Consider the following 16879-nt stretch of genomic DNA (forward strand, 5'->3'; position numbering starts at 1 on the left):
AATTCGGATTATGCTCCGAGATCGACATTTTGCGTTACGGGCGTCTCCCAGTCGGCGACGGTGACCGTCACAACGCAATCCTGACCTACGAGCCCCGTGATATTGGCCGCGATGCGGTAGTAGCCGTTACGGAGGATTTCGCCCGCAGCTTTGCCCGTCAGCTCCACCGAGTAGGTCACCTCCGAGCGGTCGTCCGTGGTCGAGGCATTGCCGTCCAGATCGTACGTAGCGTTGATTTCCAGCAGCACGCGGCTTCCAGCAGCCAAAGCTCCGTTCTCGAAGCAGTAGAACAGGGCGTTGTATTTACCCGATGCCGCGGCGAGGGTTTGGGTATGCGTGTAGCTCATGGCCCCGGGCGTCGGTGTCCCAGCCACGACGAGCGACTGCGAGGCAGCTTTGGAGAGTTTTACGGAATTGACGGTAAGCGAACCGCCGTATTTCTGGGAGAAAGAAGGGTCGATGGTCGTCTGTAAAGCCACCTTGGCGACGGTGCGTTTGAGCGTGATGCCGATGTTCGTAGTGGTGTTCACAGCCCCGACGGTCTTGGTCGTGGAGCCCGACATCACGAAGCCGCCAGAACGTTTGGCTGCGGTGGACACCTCGGCGAAAGTTCCGTTGTAGGCCGCAGCGGAGTTTTCCACGAGGGCCGTAAGGGCCGCCCGGGTCTTGGCCGACGAAGCATCGTAGTTCGCTACGGCGTAGAACGAGCACTCGGTGCCGGCCGCGGACTTGGGAAGTGCGAAGGTCGCCGACTTGGAAGCGAGTTCCGCCGAGGTGAAGTCACGGCGGACGATGAGCGTTCCGCCCTTGTCGAAGGCGAAGACCGAAAGCGTCGAAAGCGAGGATTCCCACGCTTCAGCCTTGGCCGTCGTGTCGAAGAACGCGCGGGTTTCAGTATCGCCGGCTCCGATGAGCGTGATGGCGATCCGGGCGCCGTCAGCAGCTTCGGGTATCACAGAATTGATCGTTTCATCGTTTTTGTCGCACGAGGCGAACAGGGCGGCGGCCATGGCGGCCGCAGCAAAAAGAATCTTTTTCATGGTGTAATAAGAAATTAAGTGAATGAACTATTTACACTTGTTGTGTTTTGGATATCGGGGTTGTTCCGAGTATGGGACAAGTGGCTTTTCCTTGCGCGCCGGGCTGTGATAGCCCGGCACGCCGTTCTCGTCGATCCAGTTGCGGATGCCGGTACGGAGGTCCTCTTTGAGCTGCCGGAATTCCGGATGTTCAGCGAAGTCGTCGTTTAGGTTGTACGCCCGGAAGATCGGAGTGCAGATGCGGGTGAGCCTCAGAGCGACCTCCTTCCGTTGGCTCTCGGGAATAGCCGGAAAGTCCGTCGCAAGGATCAGATGAACGGTGTCATACTTCGAGAAGAGCAGGCCCCGGAACAGCACCTTATCGGCGGCACGGACTGCCGAATCGGCAGTCGCTCCCAACTCAACGCTTTGTGTGTAGCTTTCAAAGGCCAGACGGCTGCGTCGTTCGATCATCGCCCGGTGGAACTGACGCGGAGGATGGCGTACTTCGAGGAAATGCCGCAGTCGCTCCCGGAACCATTTTTCATCGGGGGTTTCCATCGCAGGAGCGGATTAGCGTTTGCGACCACGGCCCTGATCCGCAGCCTGTTCCTGCGCTTTCTCGGCCTTCTGCTCCTGCTTTTCCTGCTGCTCCTGACGGCGCTGCTGCGAGAAATCGTAAACGACGCCGTTCGAGCGGGGGTCGATACGCAGGATACAGTTCAGTGCCCTGCCGTTCTTGCCCAGAATGGGACGCTCCTTCTCCTTCGAGCAGTCCAGACCTTCGGGGCTCAGCAGGGCCGTGCGCTGACGGTCGTCGAGTTGTTTGTCGAGCTGCGGAGAGATATAGGGGCGGCTGAACTGGTAGTCGGTCATCTTGTATTCGTTCGAGAGGACATCGAAGCCCACTTTGCCCGAATAGGTGATGTCGCTGCCGCGCATGGAGCAGCCTTCGACGAAGACGCGGCCACCCAGAGCCAGCTCGTTCTGCTGCGTATCATCCAGACGCACGCCGTTGAAATAACGCAGATCGGGAACTTCGTTTTTCGGGATGGTGACAAGGCGGTTCGTCGCCGGATTCAGCGTGGCGAAGCACCACTCCTTCTCTCCCGTATGCGGGTTGGGAAGTTCGTACAACCGGTCAGGCGTTTTCCCGGCCAACAGCTGCTCCTTCTCACTCGTGGAGAACATCATCCGGTATTCCTCGCGCTCGAACTCCGGACGCGGAAGGGCGCTAGTCAGACCGACCTGCACGTCGCCGTTCTGGTCCTTGTAGGGATGCAGGGCGAACTGTCCGACAATGGGCATATTGCCGACCTTGAGATTTACGTCATGCAGTTCCGTGCACGGAAGGCCGTGCTTCATGGCATCCAGCTCTTTGGGAGTAACGATGATGCCCATCTCTTTTAGTTCCTGCAACTTCAAATCCGGAGTGTCGAATTTGACCTTTTCGAGCTGGTACGAGGTGACCCGATGATCGTAAAGGGCTTTAAGGCCCTCGGAGTCTTTGGGATTGTCGGCAAGGCGCAGCAGCGATTGTGTGACTTCGCTGGCCTTGTCGGCAGCGACTTTCAGAAAATGAAAGGGCTTGGCGTTCTCCTGCGACATGAAGCCCTTGATGAAGGCTGCGACTGCGGAGCTGTTGCGAAGTTCGTAGAACGCAGGTTTGTTGGCCGTGAGCGGCTGCGTCGTCGTAACCTTGTATTGGTTGCCGCTCTGTTTGAGGTCGGAGACGGCCTCCACGGCGCCGTTCCTCTCGTTGTAAAGCAACAAGGTCTCCTTGTAGTTGGGATCAGCCTGCTCAGGGGACTGGTTGGGGTGTTGGTTCTGATTCTGATTTTCTTCGGACATAAAGCAAATGTTTTTAGTGAAACAAAAGGTTTATGCCGCGAATATATAAGCCCCGTAATCCGAACAATACCGATGTCCGCCTCTGTCCGCTCCAGTCCGTTCGGCAGTCTTTACAAGGCGTGTCCCGTCCTGAAAAAGGATGCGAAGCTGGTCGCAAATATTTCGGTATTTTTTAGGTTTCGATAAAAGATAACATTATATTTGCAAAATAAACGTGTTTAACTACACGCCAACAGACGTGATACAAAACAAAACAATAAACGTGTATCACTACAAGCATTCAGACTATGGCAACCATTTCAGAACTATTGGCTTCGTCGTTAGCGGCACTCAAGCAGGTACAACAGAACGGTGATTGTACCGTCGTCAAAAGCAGCGAACTATCACCCACGCATCTGAAAAGGCTGCTTGCGAACCACTTTCTGATGCCGGTCATCAAGGGATGGTACATCGTCACCGATCCCCGGACCGAGACGGGCGACAGCACGGCATGGTATGCTTCATTCTGGAACTTCATCCGACGCTATGCCACGGAGCGCTATGGTAAGGAGTGGTGCCTTTCGGCCGAACAATCGCTGGCGATTTACAGCGGCTCCACGACCGTTCCGAGGCAAGTGCTGATACGCTCCCCTAAGGGTAGCAACAACTCACTGGAGTTGTTGCCCCCTACCTCCTTGTTCAATCTGGAAGCCGCTCTGCCGTCGAGAATCGACACCGACAATCCCTACCGACTCAACCTTTATCCGCTCTCCGAGGCGATTATCGCAGCGACGCCTGCAATCTACAGGAACGACGCCATGACCATGCGCACAGCCCTTTCGCTCATACGTGACAGTTCCGAGATTCTTAAAATCCTCGTGGACACGGGGCAGACCGTTCGGGCAGGACGGGTCATCGGAGCATTTCGCAACATCGGCCGCAAGGATATCGCGGACGAAATTGCCGCAACGATGAAGCGTATCGGATATGACGTTAGAGAGGAAGATCCGTTTGAGCAAGTCATAAAAGTCACCGTCGCAACGTCGCCTTACACCACGCGACTAAGGCTTATGTGGCAGCAGATGCGCATGGAGGTCCTTACGGATTTCACACGCGAGAAAAGCAACCTTTCCTCCTCCGAATACATGGAGCGCATGGAGGCATGTTATAAACTGGATGCCTACCACTCTCTTTCGATCGAAGGCTATCGGGTCACCGACGAGTTGATCCAAAAGGTCCGCAGCGGTGCATGGACACCCGACGGAGAGGATGCCGACTTGCGAAACGCCCTCGCGGCACGGGGCTATTGGCAGGCTTTCCAGCAGGTAAAAAAGAGCGTCGCGGAAATTCTCGGCGGAAGCAACGGCGCGACTGTCATCGCCCGTGATCTTGCGACATGGCACAGCGAGATGTTCATGCCTTGTGTAACGGCTGGCATCATCAAGGCATCGGACCTTGTCGGATACCGCTCCCATCAGGTATATATCCGCAACTCCATGCACACGCCACTCAACCCAGAAGCACTCCGCGATGCCATGACGACGCTGTTCGAACTGCTCTCGGAAGAACCGGATGCGCGGGTGAAAGCCGTGTTGGGACATTTCGTATTTACCTATATCCATCCCTACATGGATGGGAACGGACGTGTGGGGCGTTTTCTGATGAACACGATGCTCGCATCGGGTGGGTACGACTGGGTGATTATTCCCGTAGAGAGATGTAAAGAATACATGTCAGCGCTCGAACAAGCGAGCGTTCAGGGTCAGATAGGACCTTTCACGAAATTTATCTCTTCGATATAGAAATGTCCGTCTTGAAAACCGAGATCGGACAAACAACGGTCCAAACCCCAAAAAGAAAGGTGCACACCATATATGGCGTACACCTTTCATGGCCTTATCCGGCCAAAAATGAGGCGTCTTACTGCTGATAAGTCAGCGACTCCTTACGGAACTCCTTCATCAGCTTCTCCACTTCCAGCGATGCCTTGCGGGCACGCGTTCCGGCTGCCTTGTTGCCTTTCTCTACCTGAAGGGCGGCGTCTGCCGTAAAAGCCGAATAGGCGTTCTGAATCTTTTCAATCAACTCTTTCATCGTTTTTCGGTATTAAAAAATTCGGATGGCAAAGATAACTTTTTTCCGGAAAATACCCACACTCATCCTTGTTTTTTCTTGGGGAGCAGCTGCGATAATTTCGGGTCGGCCTCGATGCGAGCGATCTCCCGGAGGACGAGCTCCGCAATGTCGGCCTTGACCCGGTAATAGTTCTCCCGGACAATTTCCGCCATATGGTCCTTGCCGTCTTCGCCGACAAAAGAGGATATTTCAGGAATGGGGACATAGGCCGCAGTTTCCGTCCTGACCTTGTCGTTATCGATGACGATCTCGGCATGGAAGATTTTCTGCTCGATGCGCTCGTCGAAGTTGTCGGCTACCGAGCCCACGAACATACCCTGTGTGAGATTGGAGATTTTCGCAGCCGGAATCAGCGTTTCCAGCTGCGTATTGGTCGAAGTCGTAACGTTCTCGTTCGACACCGAGTGCGACTCGCGCAGCTGGACGATCTTGCCGAAACGATCCGACAAGGTGCGGGCCGTATCGCCCACGACCTGTCCCGAAAAGATGTTGCCCACGGTATTGATGATGACCTTGGCCTCCTTCTCTCCGTAGTCGCGCTCCAACTGCGAAAAGTCCTGAAATCCCAGACAGACGGAAACCTTGTTCGAGCGGGCTGTGGCAATCAGGTTGTCCAACCCTCGAACGTAAATCGTAGGCAGCTCGTCAATGATAAGGGACGATTTTAATTTTCCCTTTTTATTGATAAGCCGGATAAGGCGGGAATTATAGAGTCCCAACGCCGCGCCGTAGATGCTCTGTCGATCGGGATTGTTGCCCATGCAGAGGATTTTCGGTTCTTCGGGGTTATTGATGTCCAGCGTAAAGTCATTGCCCGTAAGCACCCAGTAGAGTTGCGGAGAGATCATACGCGAGAGCGGGATTTTCACCGATGCCACCTGTCCCTGCAACTGGTCCTGCGCATTGCTTTTCCATGCGTCGACAAAAGGCGAGAGGTAGTTTTCCAGTTCGGGATAAGATGAAAGGATCGGGAAAATCTTATCGAGAGGCTGGCACAAAAATTCGATGGCATGCGGAAAAGTGCAATAGCGGCCTCGGTCGTAGATTTTCAGGTACCAGATAATCGCCGCGAGCAGGATGACGGCCGAATCGGTGAAGAAGTCACCCTGCTTGTCGACCCACGTCTTATTGAGGTTCAGAAGCGTAACGTAGGCGCTTTCATAGGCATCCGAGATGTCGTCCATAAAGCGGGCGTCGATGGGATTGCAGCGGTTCGAGCGGCGGGGATCGTCGAAATTGATGATGCAGAATTTCGGTTTGACTTCGTATCTGTCCAGATGCCGGAGCAGGTGGTTGTAGGCAATGCGCGTAAGGTCGTCATACTTATAATCATAGATAAGCATCGAGAAACCCTTCTCGATATGCTGTTTGATATAGTTGTTCAGTACGGCGTAGCTTTTTCCGGAGCCGGGCAGGCCGATGACCGCCGTCGATCTGTAAACGTTTACAACCGATATCCACCCGTTCCGCCATTGTCCTTTATAGCGGTAACGCGTAGGTAGGTTCACCGAGCAATCGTTGTCAATACAACGTTCCTCCTGAAGAAAACTTTCGTTATTGTCATTGAAAGGATCGTCCATAAGCGGCTGTTTCATCAATCGCCGCAGCCACACGCCGGCGGCCAGCAGGCAGAGGTAGCCCGCACCGAGGGTCAGCGCATAGCACCACGCCCGCAAGCCGATGTCCGCGGGCAGCGACAGCAGGAAGCCGTTCAGAAAAAACAGCGGGAGTCCCAGACAGACTGCACCGACGATATGTCGCCTGCCGACCTTGCCGTTACGGACGCTCTTGGTTCCGTAGCAGCCGACGGCGAGAAACAGAAAGGCGCAGAATTTGGTAACCATGGGAGAAGAGAACAGCGACGTCGACCGCTGGATATTCAGCAGAAGGCGGTCGACGAAAGCCCATGTCAGGCCGCTTCCGGACAACCACTCGTAACAAAACCAATAGAGATGGAGGATAAGGAAAAACACGCCCAGCCCACGGGCGAACTGTACGATACTTTCAAGGGCTCTTAAATCATCTTCCTGCTGCATGATCGAAACATTAAAGCCCTGAAAATACACCAGCGACAGAAAAAACGTTGCCGGTGTCCGCCCCTGTCCGTTCCAGTCCGCCCCAAATACAGGAAGCGGACATGTCCCGTCCTGAAAAAGGTTTACAGAAAAGAGTAAATCTTATGCAGCAAAAAACGAATTCAGACTTATCACGTCATTATTTATCGCGTCAGTTGCGTCATCTGATTTTACAGGAGTATTTGAGCGGAGTCAAGACGGCTCGCCAACTCTCCGAAGAACATGGTATTCCCATGTCTACGATTCATAAGATGGGTCAGCGGTGGAAAGCGAAAAATAGTTGTAGCTTTGTGAGTACCCCTAATCCTTATCCGATCATGTCCCGCGTTACGAGTGAAGAAGCCAGTGAATTATTATCCGAGAACAAAGCCCTTCGGCGGCGCTTGGAAGAGGCTTTATTACGTCTGGAAGGCTATGAGATCATGGGAGATATCCTCCAAGAAGAATACGGTATCGACCTGCTAAAAAAATCCGCAGCCGGACAGTCCAGCGTCTCAAAGAAAGACACACAGCAATGAGCCTGTCGTTTCTGTGCGGGTTGTTCGGCTATACCCGTCAGGCCTATTATAAACATTTACGGCGTAATAGGGAAGGATCTTTGTCCGACACCCTTCTTTTGGAGCGGGTGGGTTACTACCGGAAACTGATGCCCAGGCTCGGCGGTCGTAAACTGTGGCATTTGCTGCAACAAGACGGATTTCCGGTCAGTCGGGATCGGTTATTTACGCTGCTTTCGGAAAACAATCTTCTGGTCAAACGTCGGAAGAAATACAGCGTTACGACCTGCTCGCGGCACTGGATGCGTAAATATCCGAATCTGATCCGGGGTTTCGACCTCGAGCGGCCGCATCGTTTATGGGTCGGAGATATTACGTACATTTCTTTGAAAGAAGGATTTGCATATCTGGCTTTGATAACGGATGCCTATTCCAAACGGATCGTAGGCTATGATCTGAATACGACATTGGAACGGGACGGAGCGCTCCGTGCACTGAGGATGGCCATAGACCAGACTCCGCAGCAAAAACGGCAAGGGTTAATCCATCATTCGGACAGAGGATGCCAATATTGTTCGAAAGAATATGTGAAATTGCTGACCGATAATGGGATTCGCATCAGCATGACTGAAAAGGGCGATCCGTATGAGAATGCCGTTGCCGAACGGGTGAACGGTATTCTGAAGAGCGAATGGATCGACGAGGAATGTTTTGAAAGTTTTCAGGCAGCAAAAGAACGCATCGACCAGATCGTTATCCTTTACAATTCACTCAGACCTCATGCCAGCTGCGATTGGCTTACGCCCTTGGAAGCGGAACTTAGAACCGGGAAACTCAAACATCATTGGGGCCGAAAGACGGTTGTTCGGAAGGCATATGTAAACTTATATCAGGACAATATTTTTTGAACCAAAATGTTTATCTTTAATTATCAATCACTGTAAACCTTTTTCAGGACGGGACAACAAAAAGCGCCCCTCGGATGAGGGGCGCCGACGCTTATCGCTGGCTCTCTTCAATCAGAGAGTTGCGCAGCAGATCCAGAAACCGCGTCAGCCGCAACTTGCGGTTGATGACCCCACGGCGGCATTGGATGGGGTTGTTGATGCGGACATTGAGCATCCACGAGAACAACTCGACCAACTGTTCCACATTGGCACGGGTACCGTCGATACGCCGTCCCACGCCGGCACTATGCAACGCCGTAATCAGCTCCATGAGGTCCGTCGGCGTGAACGGCTCGGCCAAATAGAGCGCCGAGCGGGGTTTTTCGCTCTGCGGCAGCCGATCCATAACCGCGGGATGCTCGATACGCAGATGGACCATCCGCATCTCAAATTCCAGATGTGAGACGGCTCCTTCCCAAAGCGCGACAAGCGCCGCCGGACGCCGTTCCTCGCAGGAGCGCAGCCGCACGAGCCGGTTCCGAGCACGGGACAGGGCGTGCAGCATGTCGAGCGGAGCGCACTGCTCCGACGCCACAAGACGCTGCACACTTCCTATAAAACGCGCATAGGACGCTTCCAAGCGTTTAAAATCACACGGTTCGGCGCCGTCCTCCTGCGACATGCAAAGCTGTTTCACAAAATGACTCTTTTCCAAAAGGCGCAGATTATGCGATATATTCTTTTTATCGGGTTTCATTTTTCAAGATTTTTTGTTTTCTGTTTCTGACTTACAATTTCGTGCGGACAAAGTTGCAGGGCGGCCCCCGCGAGCGGAAGGCGGCGTCACGACAGAAAACAGCGAACCCCGGAGTTCGAAACTCCGGGGTTCGATAACGAGCAGGCACAGCATTTCCCGATCCCGCTTCATATTGCAGGCGGTACCGGGGATCAGGGCCGGCAGGAGGGATTAACTGTAAAGTTGCAGATTACGCATTTTTTCAGGATTACACAGCAAGAATAGCTTTCGAGGCGCGAGGATAGCAACGGTCATTCCTCTCTCACAAAACGGCCTTCGCTGTCGAAGTGCAGAGTGCGGTCGTCAGCGCCGAAGAGTTCCGCACGGTATCCCTCCCCTGCCGGAAGGAAAGTACAGAGAAAATGTTTCGGATAATGATTCCGGATATGGTGCATCGGAAGTTCCGGAAGCAGATCGGCCAACTCTCAGGGCATCTGCCGCAGGTAATAGCGAAAACCTCGCAACACACCGTCCGCCGAAAACAGCATATAACCGCCGTTCTCATTGAAGGCATAGTAAAAACGCCGGTCCCAACGGTAGTTGAATCTGCTCAGATTGGAATAATGCCGCAAAACGAACCTTCGAATCGTTTCGGGTAACTGCTTAGTCTCAATGCTGCGTCCCGGAAGTTTTTCGGGCGACTTGCCTGCGGCGCGGAAAGAGGCTCCGGAGACCACCAGCAAAGCCAAAAGAAAACGTATCGTCAACAGTCTCATATCACATAATTTTTATATTCATAGCGTTTATTGTCATTCTGCATCGCTGCCATCACATGGCACAGAACATTCCTTATTTTTCTCAATCAGTTCCGGAAAATTGCGCCGGACAAACCCGCCCAGCGAATTGTAATTCAGACCCAGCCGCCGGGCGATGGACTTGAGCGGCTCTGCAGTCGTCTCATAGAGCCCGACAGCTTCGGCGTATTTCTCCATGCTGCGACGCGAGATGCTGCGGCCGTTCGAAGCGCGCATCATACCCTGCCGGGCGTACAGTTCCGGCTCGTGCTCTTTGAGGTACTGCCGAAAGACCTCCGGATGCAGCCCGAACTCCGCGGCAATCTCCGACGTGGGACGGTTCTCCGCACGCAGCCGCTCGATGGCCGGAGCGTATTTGGCCGCCGTGGTCTTCTTGTACTGCTTGGTCTGCGAAAGGCTCGCACCCTCCCGATACTCCGCACCCCGGCGGGCGAACGTCTCCTCCCGACACCAGACCCGCAGATAACTGCACAGGGAACTTCGATTAACGCCCGTCATGTCGGCAATCTCCCGGATCGTCAGAGCACTCTGCGCATACATCCGCACGGCCTCCCGGTAACGCTCGCGGCTTTCGGGCGTCGGCTCGTGGCGCCGTCCGCTGCCGGTGATATGTCCTTTTCTTTTTTGCGTCTTGGCGCGCTCGCGCAACTCGCTGCGCGCCTGCAGCAAATCCTTGTGATAGAAACACACGTGCTGGCGGAGCCCGGTAAAGGAGACCCCGCACTTCTCGGCGACCTCCGGCAACGTAAGTTCAGTTGTGCGAAGTAGTTTGACGGCTGCGGCGTACTGCTCCCGGCACCACGGACGCACGCCCCGCTGCTGGTTGTCCGCAAAACCCAGCCGCCGACGCTCCAGCTCCCGGCGTTCGAGAAGCCCCGGACAGTGCGCACGAAGCTGATTGCTCAAACCCGTGGGGTTCAGTCCGAACAGGTGCGCAATCTGCGACACGTTGTATTCGAAATACTTTGCATCACCGCAGGCAGCAAGCGCATCGCCGTACTTGGCGCGCGCAGCCGCAGTCTGGCCACGGCGTCCCCGCAGGCGCGTATGCGCGGCATCCGAAGCCGAAGAAGCCGCCACGCCGTGACGCGACAGCAGCAGGTCGCGGCGGTACTTGTACAGATAGCTCCGAAAACCCGCATACGACACACCGCAACGGGCGCAGATTGCACGAACGCTCAACGACGTAGAACCGTACAACTCGACCGCCTCGCGGTACTTCGCCACGGTACGGGCTGCAGGACCCTTTTGCCGGGCGTTCTTTACGAAATCGGCTGTCATGGGACGAAGATTCCCTGCCTCGCTTCAAGGACTTTCCGGAGGAGGTGGGGGGGGGTAAAACAATCATTATCAGCACACGAAAAAAACAAGGCGACACATGCAGTGAAACAATTTCGATTCCTCACAGGCTGCGACAACATGGAGCAACAAAATTTGTATCGTTCATCTCTTCTTCGATTACAGAGGGAAGCAGTACCCGAAAAATGGAGCGCATGGCACCATCCTGCGCCCCTGCTCGAATCAGCCTGCCGTGTCACTCCGAAGCCTTGGGATTCGGGCCCCAAGCATTGCTCTTCTTCTCGCCCTCCAAGCAGAAGAGATAAATCAGATAAAGGTTGACAAGGGGAATCAGGCTGAGCAGCAGCATCCAACCGCTCTTGCCCAAATCGTGAAGGCGACGCACGCACACGGCCAATGCGGGAACCAACACGGCCAGTCCGTAGATCGTCTGGATAAACGGAAACCTTAACAGGATGCCGATAACGGTCAGTACAACCATTATGATCAGGTTGAACAGCGTGAACATCCAATACTCCCGGCGGCGGGCACGACCTTTGAAGTCAGCATAATGTTCTTTTACAACTTTCAGATACCAATTCATAATTCATTCTTTTTCGTGTTAATGAATAAATCAATCGTTCATTGTCCGCGGCCATACCGCTCAAAAAGCCAGAAGGGCAGGGAAAGCAGCCAAGCCGCAAGGACCGGCAGCAGCACGACGAGCCCCAGACACAGGCGCAAGAGACTCCCGCTTCCGCACCGGAATACGCGAGGAAGGCGGACACTAATCATACTCCACGCGGATAAACCTTCCGTCCGCCGCATAGATCATCTCCGCTCCGCTGCCCAGCGTAAGCTTATAGCCGCCGCGTTCGCGCTCGGCCTTCGAAATCCTTGCTCCGGGGAAGCGCTCGGCAAGGTCGTCGACAATAGCCTGCGGCACGATGCCCGCAGGCAGGAACGAGTATTCGCAGTCCACCTTTTTCCAAGCGCCCGAAGCGTGGAAGTCGATGTCCGTGCCGTTAGACAACTTCACTTCATACTCGCGGCGTCTGTCGTCGCGGTCCCGCTCGGCATAGACGCAACTCTCGGTCGGGAAGTAAGTTTCAATAAAGGCTTTCGCCTTGGTAGGCAGACGCCGGTAAGGGATGCGCATCGACGCGCACTCAGTAAAAAGCAGCACACCGGCGACCAATGCGGCCAGCATCATCGCACAATGTTTCATCTTCAAATTTTTCAGGTTCATAGCTTTCAATTCAAATAGATTCAATGAAGGCGTTTGTCGGAAAGAGAGAGGGAAACTCCGCGCGTAAGCGCATCAGGCGCGAAAACGTTTTACACGCGGAGCGTTCCTAAGCATCAGTAGCGTTCCTCACGCACGAAGGTTCCGGCGGCCGAATAGATCAACTCCACCCCGCTGCCGATGGAAATCTCGTAGCCGCCCATCGCGCGTTCGACCTTATAGGCGCCGGCGCCGGGATAGCGCGCAGCGATATCTGCGGCGATGGTCTGAGGAACGATACCCGCGGGCAGCAGTGAAAACTTACAGTCCACCTCGAACCACTGTCCCTGCGCGTCGAATTTGATTTCGGCGCCGTTCGACAGGCGTACCTCGTACTCGCGGCGTCCGTCGTCGCGGTCCCGCTCGGCATACACACAACTTTCGGTCGGAAAGTAGGTCTCGATGAATGTACGTGCGGCGGAAGGCAACTTACCGTAGGAAATGCGCTCTTCGTCGTCGCAGCCCCACGCTGCCAACAGCAGAAAGAGGAACGCCGTCAGCACGGCTGAGGTACTTATTTTTCTCATATCTTCAAGTTTAAGTTATATAATTGCGCAGCATGCTTATTTTTCGCTGCATAATCCAGTAACCGTCGTTTGACATCGGCGAATGTCTTCGATCGGAAAACCGGTCGTTTTCACTCTATTCGGTCTTGTCAGTGTTTCGGGCGGCATATTTGTAATCCTCGTCAGTAAAGACGATAATTAAAAAGTAAAACCGGTCCTAAAAGTCAATTTTCCGACCTTAAAATAATTTACCGCTTCAATGCTGCCGTTCTGCAACTCCATACGTTTGAAATCGCCGCGCTGCCGGCAGTAGCCGATACCGAAATTCACGCTTTTGCGGCGGCGCAAACGCAACGAGACACCCAATTCGGGCCGAAGATAGAAACCTCCGCGAGTACCATATATCCACAGGTCGCCGTGCGACGGTACATACGATTCGCTTATCTCATAATTGACAGAAACAAATAGCGGATCGTAGCCTGTGTCCAGTAAAACGTATGGCGTAATCCTCGATTTTAACAGAGCGTATTTTCCTCGGACAAACACGGGCGTGGACATGCTGAAAAAGTTACCGACCGTATTGAAGCAGAAGGATACGCCGCCACCCAGAAACAGGTGTTCGCTAAACGTGTAGCCGCCGACCGGTGTCAGGGAGAATCCCGTGAAGGAAATTTTGGAACCCGCGCTTGTAAAAGCGCCGAATTCGAGCGTGAAATTACCGCCCTTATACGCCTTGTCGGAAGCGTGCCGAGCTTGGACTATATCCGCCGACGCCAAAAGACATAAGACGAATATCAAACGGTATATTCGTGCGGGATGTTTCCTTTTCATATCGTAATATCAAGGTATTGTCGTCAAAGGATTGTACCCTCGGCCGTGATACGGAGATCGACCTCCTGCTTGCCGCGTTCCAACTCCACGAGATAGTATTCCACGGTCGGCGTCTGAACATACTCGATGTCGTCGATCGAATAGCTCGCCCACTGCGACGTGGCAATAGCCGCTGTGACGGCCTGCGGAAGCTCCGCACGGCGGATGTCCCATTCGGTGTAAACCCAAGCGTTCTGTCCGTTGAAATAGACATCCTTCTCGCGGCCCTCGTGCCAAATCTCGACTTCCAGAAGGCCGTCGTCGTAATCCTGCTCCACGATCTGCGCGCCCGGATATTTCGAGGCGATGAACTCGGCGACAGTCGTATCGACCAACTGACCGTTGCCCTGACCGGGGTTGCCGCCCGTATTGCCGCCGGGCTGTTTGAGCGTAAGCTCTCCGTCGGGGGAGATGTCCACCTTGACGTCGCCCTGTGCAGACTCCAGATCGAAGCGCCAGAACTCGCTGTCGGGCGTTTGATAATGGTCGATGTCGTCGATCCAATACGAAGCGTACTGGCTCTTCGCAAGCGTCGTCATGACGTTTTCGGGAACGTCCGTGCGCCGAACCTCGGTCTTCGTGTAGAGCCAAGCGTTATTGCCGTCGAAGAGCAGTTCGCGCGGCGTGCGGGAGTCGATGATATCCACCTCGGTCATGCCGTGTTCGTAATCGATCTCGGTGATGCGGGCTTCGGGATAGTTCTGCCGAATCCACTCCTCGATGCTCGTGGCGGGCTTCGAGGGAATGTAGTCTCCGTAGTCGTAGTCGGGAGCCGAGTCCGTCAGCATCTTGACCAGCACGCCGTCAGCAGAATAGTAGAGGTCCACTTCGGTCTCGATGCCGTTCTCGCGTTTCTCGACCTCGATGACGTAGATCGTCTCCACGCCTTCGCGCTCCAGCATGTCCACATCGTCCACGCGCCACGGAGCCGAGGCGTATTCGCTCTCTGAGAAAGCCGTCTGAACAGCGACAGGAAGCATCGAGAACTCGATGTCCGTTTCGGTCATGTACCATGCGCCGCCATTGTCGAACCATGCGGCCAGATCGCTGCCGGCCTCGGCGCGAGATACGGGAAGCGAAAAGCTCGCAACGACGTAACCGCCCTTAGTCTGCCAGCTGACATTCGATGCAGAAGGATATTTAGCCGCGAGGGCCGCCTGCGCCTGCTCGCTGACGGCGGGCTGTCGGGGAGTGTTTTCGGTCTTTTCGCAACTTGCCAGAGCCAATGCGCTCACGAGCAAGGTCATAACAATAGTGTTTCTTTTCATAAGTCAGTAATAAATATTGAATTTTTCAGCCCATTTCTCGCCTCGACAATTCGAGCAAACTCGATTATGCCCGGCTTAACGAAATGGTTCGTGTTATACAATGTGTTTTCTCATATGTTTCGGTTTTGCATCGACTCCGCATCAATGTCCCTTGCGGGTAAATCCCATCCCGTCGTGACGGTGACGGCGCTGCGACTCGAAGCCCTCGTCGTCATGCTCGGATGAAACAGAATGGAAACCTTGAAACCACGCGGAAAAAAGGCCCGCTATCCGATGCAGAACGCGCCGAGGCCAAGGGCGGAAGACTCCACGATCCATAGGCGAGATGTCAATCGTCTTTTCCGTCGTTGCGATAAACGCACAGCACCGACCTCGAAGATAAGGCCCTTCCCGCGCGAACCGGACCAATCCCTGCCTATCCAGAATACATACCGCGAACCGGGACGCATCTGCTGCAAGCCCTTTTCGATGCCGGGGAGGAACGTCGAAAGAGCCCCTTCCGCACGTATGAAATCGCCCTGACCCGGCTCGAACTCCGGATAACGGGCAAGAGGTGTCGCGGCAAAGTTCACATACACCTCGTCATGAGCCGCGATTACGGCTCCGCGCCCCTCTTTAAGCACCTTATACTGAAGGCCGGGCACCAACGTGACGACGCCTTTAACGAGGGCATTCCGGAGAAAGAAATTCGTTTCATCGAAATCGTCCCCCTCGTCCTCGTCCGCCCCGGCATCTTCGCCCACAGCGATCATGCAGGTGTCGATGAACCGTTCGGCAGGACCGTCCTCCGTCGCGGGGATGTGGAAGATGAAATGCGCGCCGGGGTGCATGAGCTGCAACCCCTCGTCATAAAACCGAATGTAGGTATTCACATAGTCGCTGCTGCGATTGAATCCACTCTTCCAAATCCACGCCCCCGAATCATCCCTGTCGGCATTGCGCTGCCAGATGACAACCCGATCGGACTCAGTCGCTCGCGGAAGTCTCGTATCGCCCGTATCGAGAACGACGTAGCGCAAACCGCTCGCCGTCGCGACGACGCCCGCACTGTCGGCCAACCACTCGCAGAGAAACGGTGCGAGGTCGTAGTCCGGAAACTCCGGTGGCGTATCCCTGTCGAAGTCCTGAGCTCCGAGAGGCGCCGGCGACAGCAGCGCTGCCGCCGAAAACGCTGCAACGAAGATTTTTGTGTATAAAAAGTCTCCCGAACATATCAGTCGTCGTAGCCGATGACGTTGAACTGTGCGTCGAAGGTGATCTCCAGACCGCCCGAAAGCTTGATTTCCCACGTGTAGGGATTGCGCTCGATCTCCCGGATAAACTGTCCGTCGAAGAGCCGGTTCTTGGCTACGAAATCGGCGATCTGCTTGGGAACGATGGCCGCGGGAACCGGAGCGTACTTGCGCTCGACGCTTTCCCACGATCCGTCGGCGCGGAAGTCCACCTCCGTGCGGTCGGTGTACGTCACCTCGTACTCGACGGTCATAATCTTATGGTCGGCGACGATATAAGCCAGCGTGAGGTCCTTGAAATGAGTCGTCAGGAACGTCTGAGCAGCCTGCGGCAGGCGGTCGAAGGCAATAGGCTCTTCACGGCCGTCGGCATGGGCCGACAACCGACCTCCGAATACCAGAACGGCAATAAAAAGTAATTTTGCGATCGTTTTCATAACTAAAT

At 54.6% G+C, this 16879-nt stretch carries 18 protein-coding genes; 3 read left to right on the plus strand and 15 right to left on the minus strand.

Annotation, left to right across the window (positions count from 1 at the left end):
• Positions 1-8: 8 nt before the first annotated feature.
• The 3 genes from ALFI_RS04715 to ALFI_RS04725 are packed head-to-tail and all read right to left on the minus strand — an operon-like array spanning position 9 to position 2870.
• Positions 9-1040, minus strand: a complete 1032-nt coding sequence (locus ALFI_RS04715; protein ID WP_014774972.1) for a FimB/Mfa2 family fimbrial subunit — start codon at positions 1038-1040, stop codon at positions 9-11.
• 27 nt (positions 1041-1067) lie between these two features.
• A complete protein-coding gene (locus ALFI_RS04720; protein WP_014774973.1) occupies positions 1068-1580 on the minus strand; it encodes a DUF1896 family protein in 513 nt (170 codons plus the stop codon).
• Between the two features lie 12 nt (positions 1581-1592).
• Positions 1593-2870 carry a DUF3945 domain-containing protein gene (locus ALFI_RS04725; RefSeq protein ID WP_014774974.1) on the minus strand — a complete coding sequence of 426 codons (1278 nt, stop codon included), beginning with the start codon at positions 2868-2870 and terminating at the stop codon, positions 1593-1595.
• 287 nt (positions 2871-3157) lie between these two features.
• On the opposite strand from ALFI_RS04725, the gene ALFI_RS04730 reads away from it, so the two are divergent.
• Positions 3158-4651 carry a Fic family protein gene (locus ALFI_RS04730; RefSeq protein ID WP_014774975.1) on the plus strand — a complete coding sequence of 498 codons (1494 nt, stop codon included), beginning with the start codon at positions 3158-3160 and terminating at the stop codon, positions 4649-4651.
• Positions 4652-4769: 118 nt separating this feature from the next.
• Here ALFI_RS04730 and ALFI_RS04735 read toward each other — a convergent pair whose 3' ends face one another.
• Positions 4770-4943, minus strand: coding sequence for a histone H1 (locus ALFI_RS04735; protein ID WP_014774976.1), 174 nt, complete (start codon positions 4941-4943; stop codon positions 4770-4772).
• A 62-nt stretch (positions 4944-5005) separates the two neighbouring features.
• On the minus strand, positions 5006-7021 hold the full coding sequence (gene mobC, locus ALFI_RS04740) for a conjugal transfer protein MobC (protein WP_014774977.1): 2016 nt from the start codon (positions 7019-7021) through the stop codon (positions 5006-5008).
• Between the two features lie 101 nt (positions 7022-7122).
• Here mobC and ALFI_RS04745 point away from each other — a divergent pair, with 101 nt between their 5' ends.
• Together ALFI_RS04745 and ALFI_RS04750 are read left to right on the plus strand one after the other, a co-directional pair.
• Entirely contained in the window at positions 7123-7578 is a 456-nt protein-coding gene (locus tag ALFI_RS04745; RefSeq protein ID WP_244265009.1) for a hypothetical protein, read from the plus strand.
• Positions 7575-8465: an IS3 family transposase gene (locus ALFI_RS04750; RefSeq protein ID WP_014774758.1), complete on the plus strand. Its 891-nt coding sequence runs from the start codon at positions 7575-7577 to the stop codon at positions 8463-8465. Before ALFI_RS04745 ends, ALFI_RS04750 begins: the two co-directional genes overlap by 4 nt.
• A 91-nt stretch (positions 8466-8556) precedes the next feature.
• On the opposite strand, the gene ALFI_RS17375 is transcribed toward ALFI_RS04750, so the two are convergent.
• The 10 genes from ALFI_RS17375 to ALFI_RS04800 form a co-directional block, all read right to left on the minus strand.
• Entirely contained in the window at positions 8557-9141 is a 585-nt protein-coding gene (locus ALFI_RS17375) for an RteC domain-containing protein (protein ID WP_244265010.1), read from the minus strand.
• 524 nt (positions 9142-9665) lie between these two features.
• Positions 9666-9956, minus strand: coding sequence for a hypothetical protein (locus ALFI_RS04760; RefSeq protein ID WP_014774980.1), 291 nt, complete (start codon positions 9954-9956; stop codon positions 9666-9668).
• A 33-nt stretch (positions 9957-9989) separates the two neighbouring features.
• Positions 9990-11276 carry a hypothetical protein gene (locus tag ALFI_RS04765; RefSeq protein WP_014774981.1) on the minus strand — a complete coding sequence of 429 codons (1287 nt, stop codon included), beginning with the start codon at positions 11274-11276 and terminating at the stop codon, positions 9990-9992.
• A gap of 253 nt (positions 11277-11529) precedes the next feature.
• Positions 11530-11877 carry a DUF805 domain-containing protein gene (locus ALFI_RS04770; RefSeq protein WP_014774982.1) on the minus strand — a complete coding sequence of 116 codons (348 nt, stop codon included), beginning with the start codon at positions 11875-11877 and terminating at the stop codon, positions 11530-11532.
• A gap of 183 nt (positions 11878-12060) precedes the next feature.
• Positions 12061-12522, minus strand: coding sequence for a PepSY-like domain-containing protein (locus ALFI_RS04775; RefSeq protein WP_014774983.1), 462 nt, complete (start codon positions 12520-12522; stop codon positions 12061-12063).
• A 113-nt stretch (positions 12523-12635) separates the two neighbouring features.
• On the minus strand, positions 12636-13085 hold the full coding sequence (locus ALFI_RS04780) for a PepSY-like domain-containing protein (protein ID WP_042493303.1): 450 nt from the start codon (positions 13083-13085) through the stop codon (positions 12636-12638).
• Positions 13086-13262: 177 nt separating this feature from the next.
• Positions 13263-13895: a hypothetical protein gene (locus ALFI_RS04785; protein WP_014774985.1), complete on the minus strand. Its 633-nt coding sequence runs from the start codon at positions 13893-13895 to the stop codon at positions 13263-13265.
• Positions 13896-13918: 23 nt separating this feature from the next.
• Positions 13919-15202: a PepSY-like domain-containing protein gene (locus tag ALFI_RS04790; RefSeq protein WP_042493307.1), complete on the minus strand. Its 1284-nt coding sequence runs from the start codon at positions 15200-15202 to the stop codon at positions 13919-13921.
• A 266-nt stretch (positions 15203-15468) separates the two neighbouring features.
• On the minus strand, positions 15469-16074 hold the full coding sequence (locus tag ALFI_RS16175; protein WP_155835636.1) for an FKBP-type peptidyl-prolyl cis-trans isomerase: 606 nt from the start codon (positions 16072-16074) through the stop codon (positions 15469-15471).
• 341 nt (positions 16075-16415) lie between these two features.
• The gene (locus tag ALFI_RS04800; protein ID WP_014774989.1) at positions 16416-16871 is read right to left on the minus strand and encodes a PepSY-like domain-containing protein; all 456 of its coding nucleotides are present in this window, start codon (positions 16869-16871) and stop codon (positions 16416-16418) included.
• Positions 16872-16879 lie beyond the last annotated feature (8 nt).

The organism is Alistipes finegoldii DSM 17242, assembly GCF_000265365.1.
GTDB lineage: Bacteria > Bacteroidota > Bacteroidia > Bacteroidales > Rikenellaceae > Alistipes > Alistipes finegoldii.

Bases quoted from the DNA above. Each gene is read 5' to 3' on its own strand.
- ALFI_RS04715 (WP_014774972.1), bottom strand. From the start codon at position 1,040: ATGAAAAAGATTCTTTTTGCTGCGGCCGCCATGGCCGCCGCCCTGTTC.
- ALFI_RS04720 (WP_014774973.1), bottom strand. From the start codon at position 1,580: ATGGAAACCCCCGATGAAAAATGGTTCCGGGAGCGACTGCGGCATTTC.
- ALFI_RS04725 (WP_014774974.1), bottom strand. From the start codon at position 2,870: ATGTCCGAAGAAAATCAGAATCAGAACCAACACCCCAACCAGTCCCCT.
- ALFI_RS04730 (WP_014774975.1), top strand. From the start codon at position 3,158: ATGGCAACCATTTCAGAACTATTGGCTTCGTCGTTAGCGGCACTCAAG.
- ALFI_RS04735 (WP_014774976.1), bottom strand. From the start codon at position 4,943: ATGAAAGAGTTGATTGAAAAGATTCAGAACGCCTATTCGGCTTTTACG.
- mobC (WP_014774977.1), bottom strand. From the start codon at position 7,021: ATGCAGCAGGAAGATGATTTAAGAGCCCTTGAAAGTATCGTACAGTTC.
- ALFI_RS04745 (WP_244265009.1), top strand. From the start codon at position 7,123: ATGTCCCGTCCTGAAAAAGGTTTACAGAAAAGAGTAAATCTTATGCAG.
- ALFI_RS04750 (WP_014774758.1), top strand. From the start codon at position 7,575: ATGAGCCTGTCGTTTCTGTGCGGGTTGTTCGGCTATACCCGTCAGGCC.
- ALFI_RS04760 (WP_014774980.1), bottom strand. From the start codon at position 9,956: ATGAGACTGTTGACGATACGTTTTCTTTTGGCTTTGCTGGTGGTCTCC.
- ALFI_RS04765 (WP_014774981.1), bottom strand. From the start codon at position 11,276: ATGACAGCCGATTTCGTAAAGAACGCCCGGCAAAAGGGTCCTGCAGCC.
- ALFI_RS04770 (WP_014774982.1), bottom strand. From the start codon at position 11,877: ATGAATTGGTATCTGAAAGTTGTAAAAGAACATTATGCTGACTTCAAA.
- ALFI_RS04775 (WP_014774983.1), bottom strand. From the start codon at position 12,522: ATGAACCTGAAAAATTTGAAGATGAAACATTGTGCGATGATGCTGGCC.
- ALFI_RS04780 (WP_042493303.1), bottom strand. From the start codon at position 13,085: ATGAGAAAAATAAGTACCTCAGCCGTGCTGACGGCGTTCCTCTTTCTG.
- ALFI_RS04785 (WP_014774985.1), bottom strand. From the start codon at position 13,895: ATGAAAAGGAAACATCCCGCACGAATATACCGTTTGATATTCGTCTTA.
- ALFI_RS04790 (WP_042493307.1), bottom strand. From the start codon at position 15,202: ATGAAAAGAAACACTATTGTTATGACCTTGCTCGTGAGCGCATTGGCT.
- ALFI_RS04800 (WP_014774989.1), bottom strand. From the start codon at position 16,871: ATGAAAACGATCGCAAAATTACTTTTTATTGCCGTTCTGGTATTCGGA.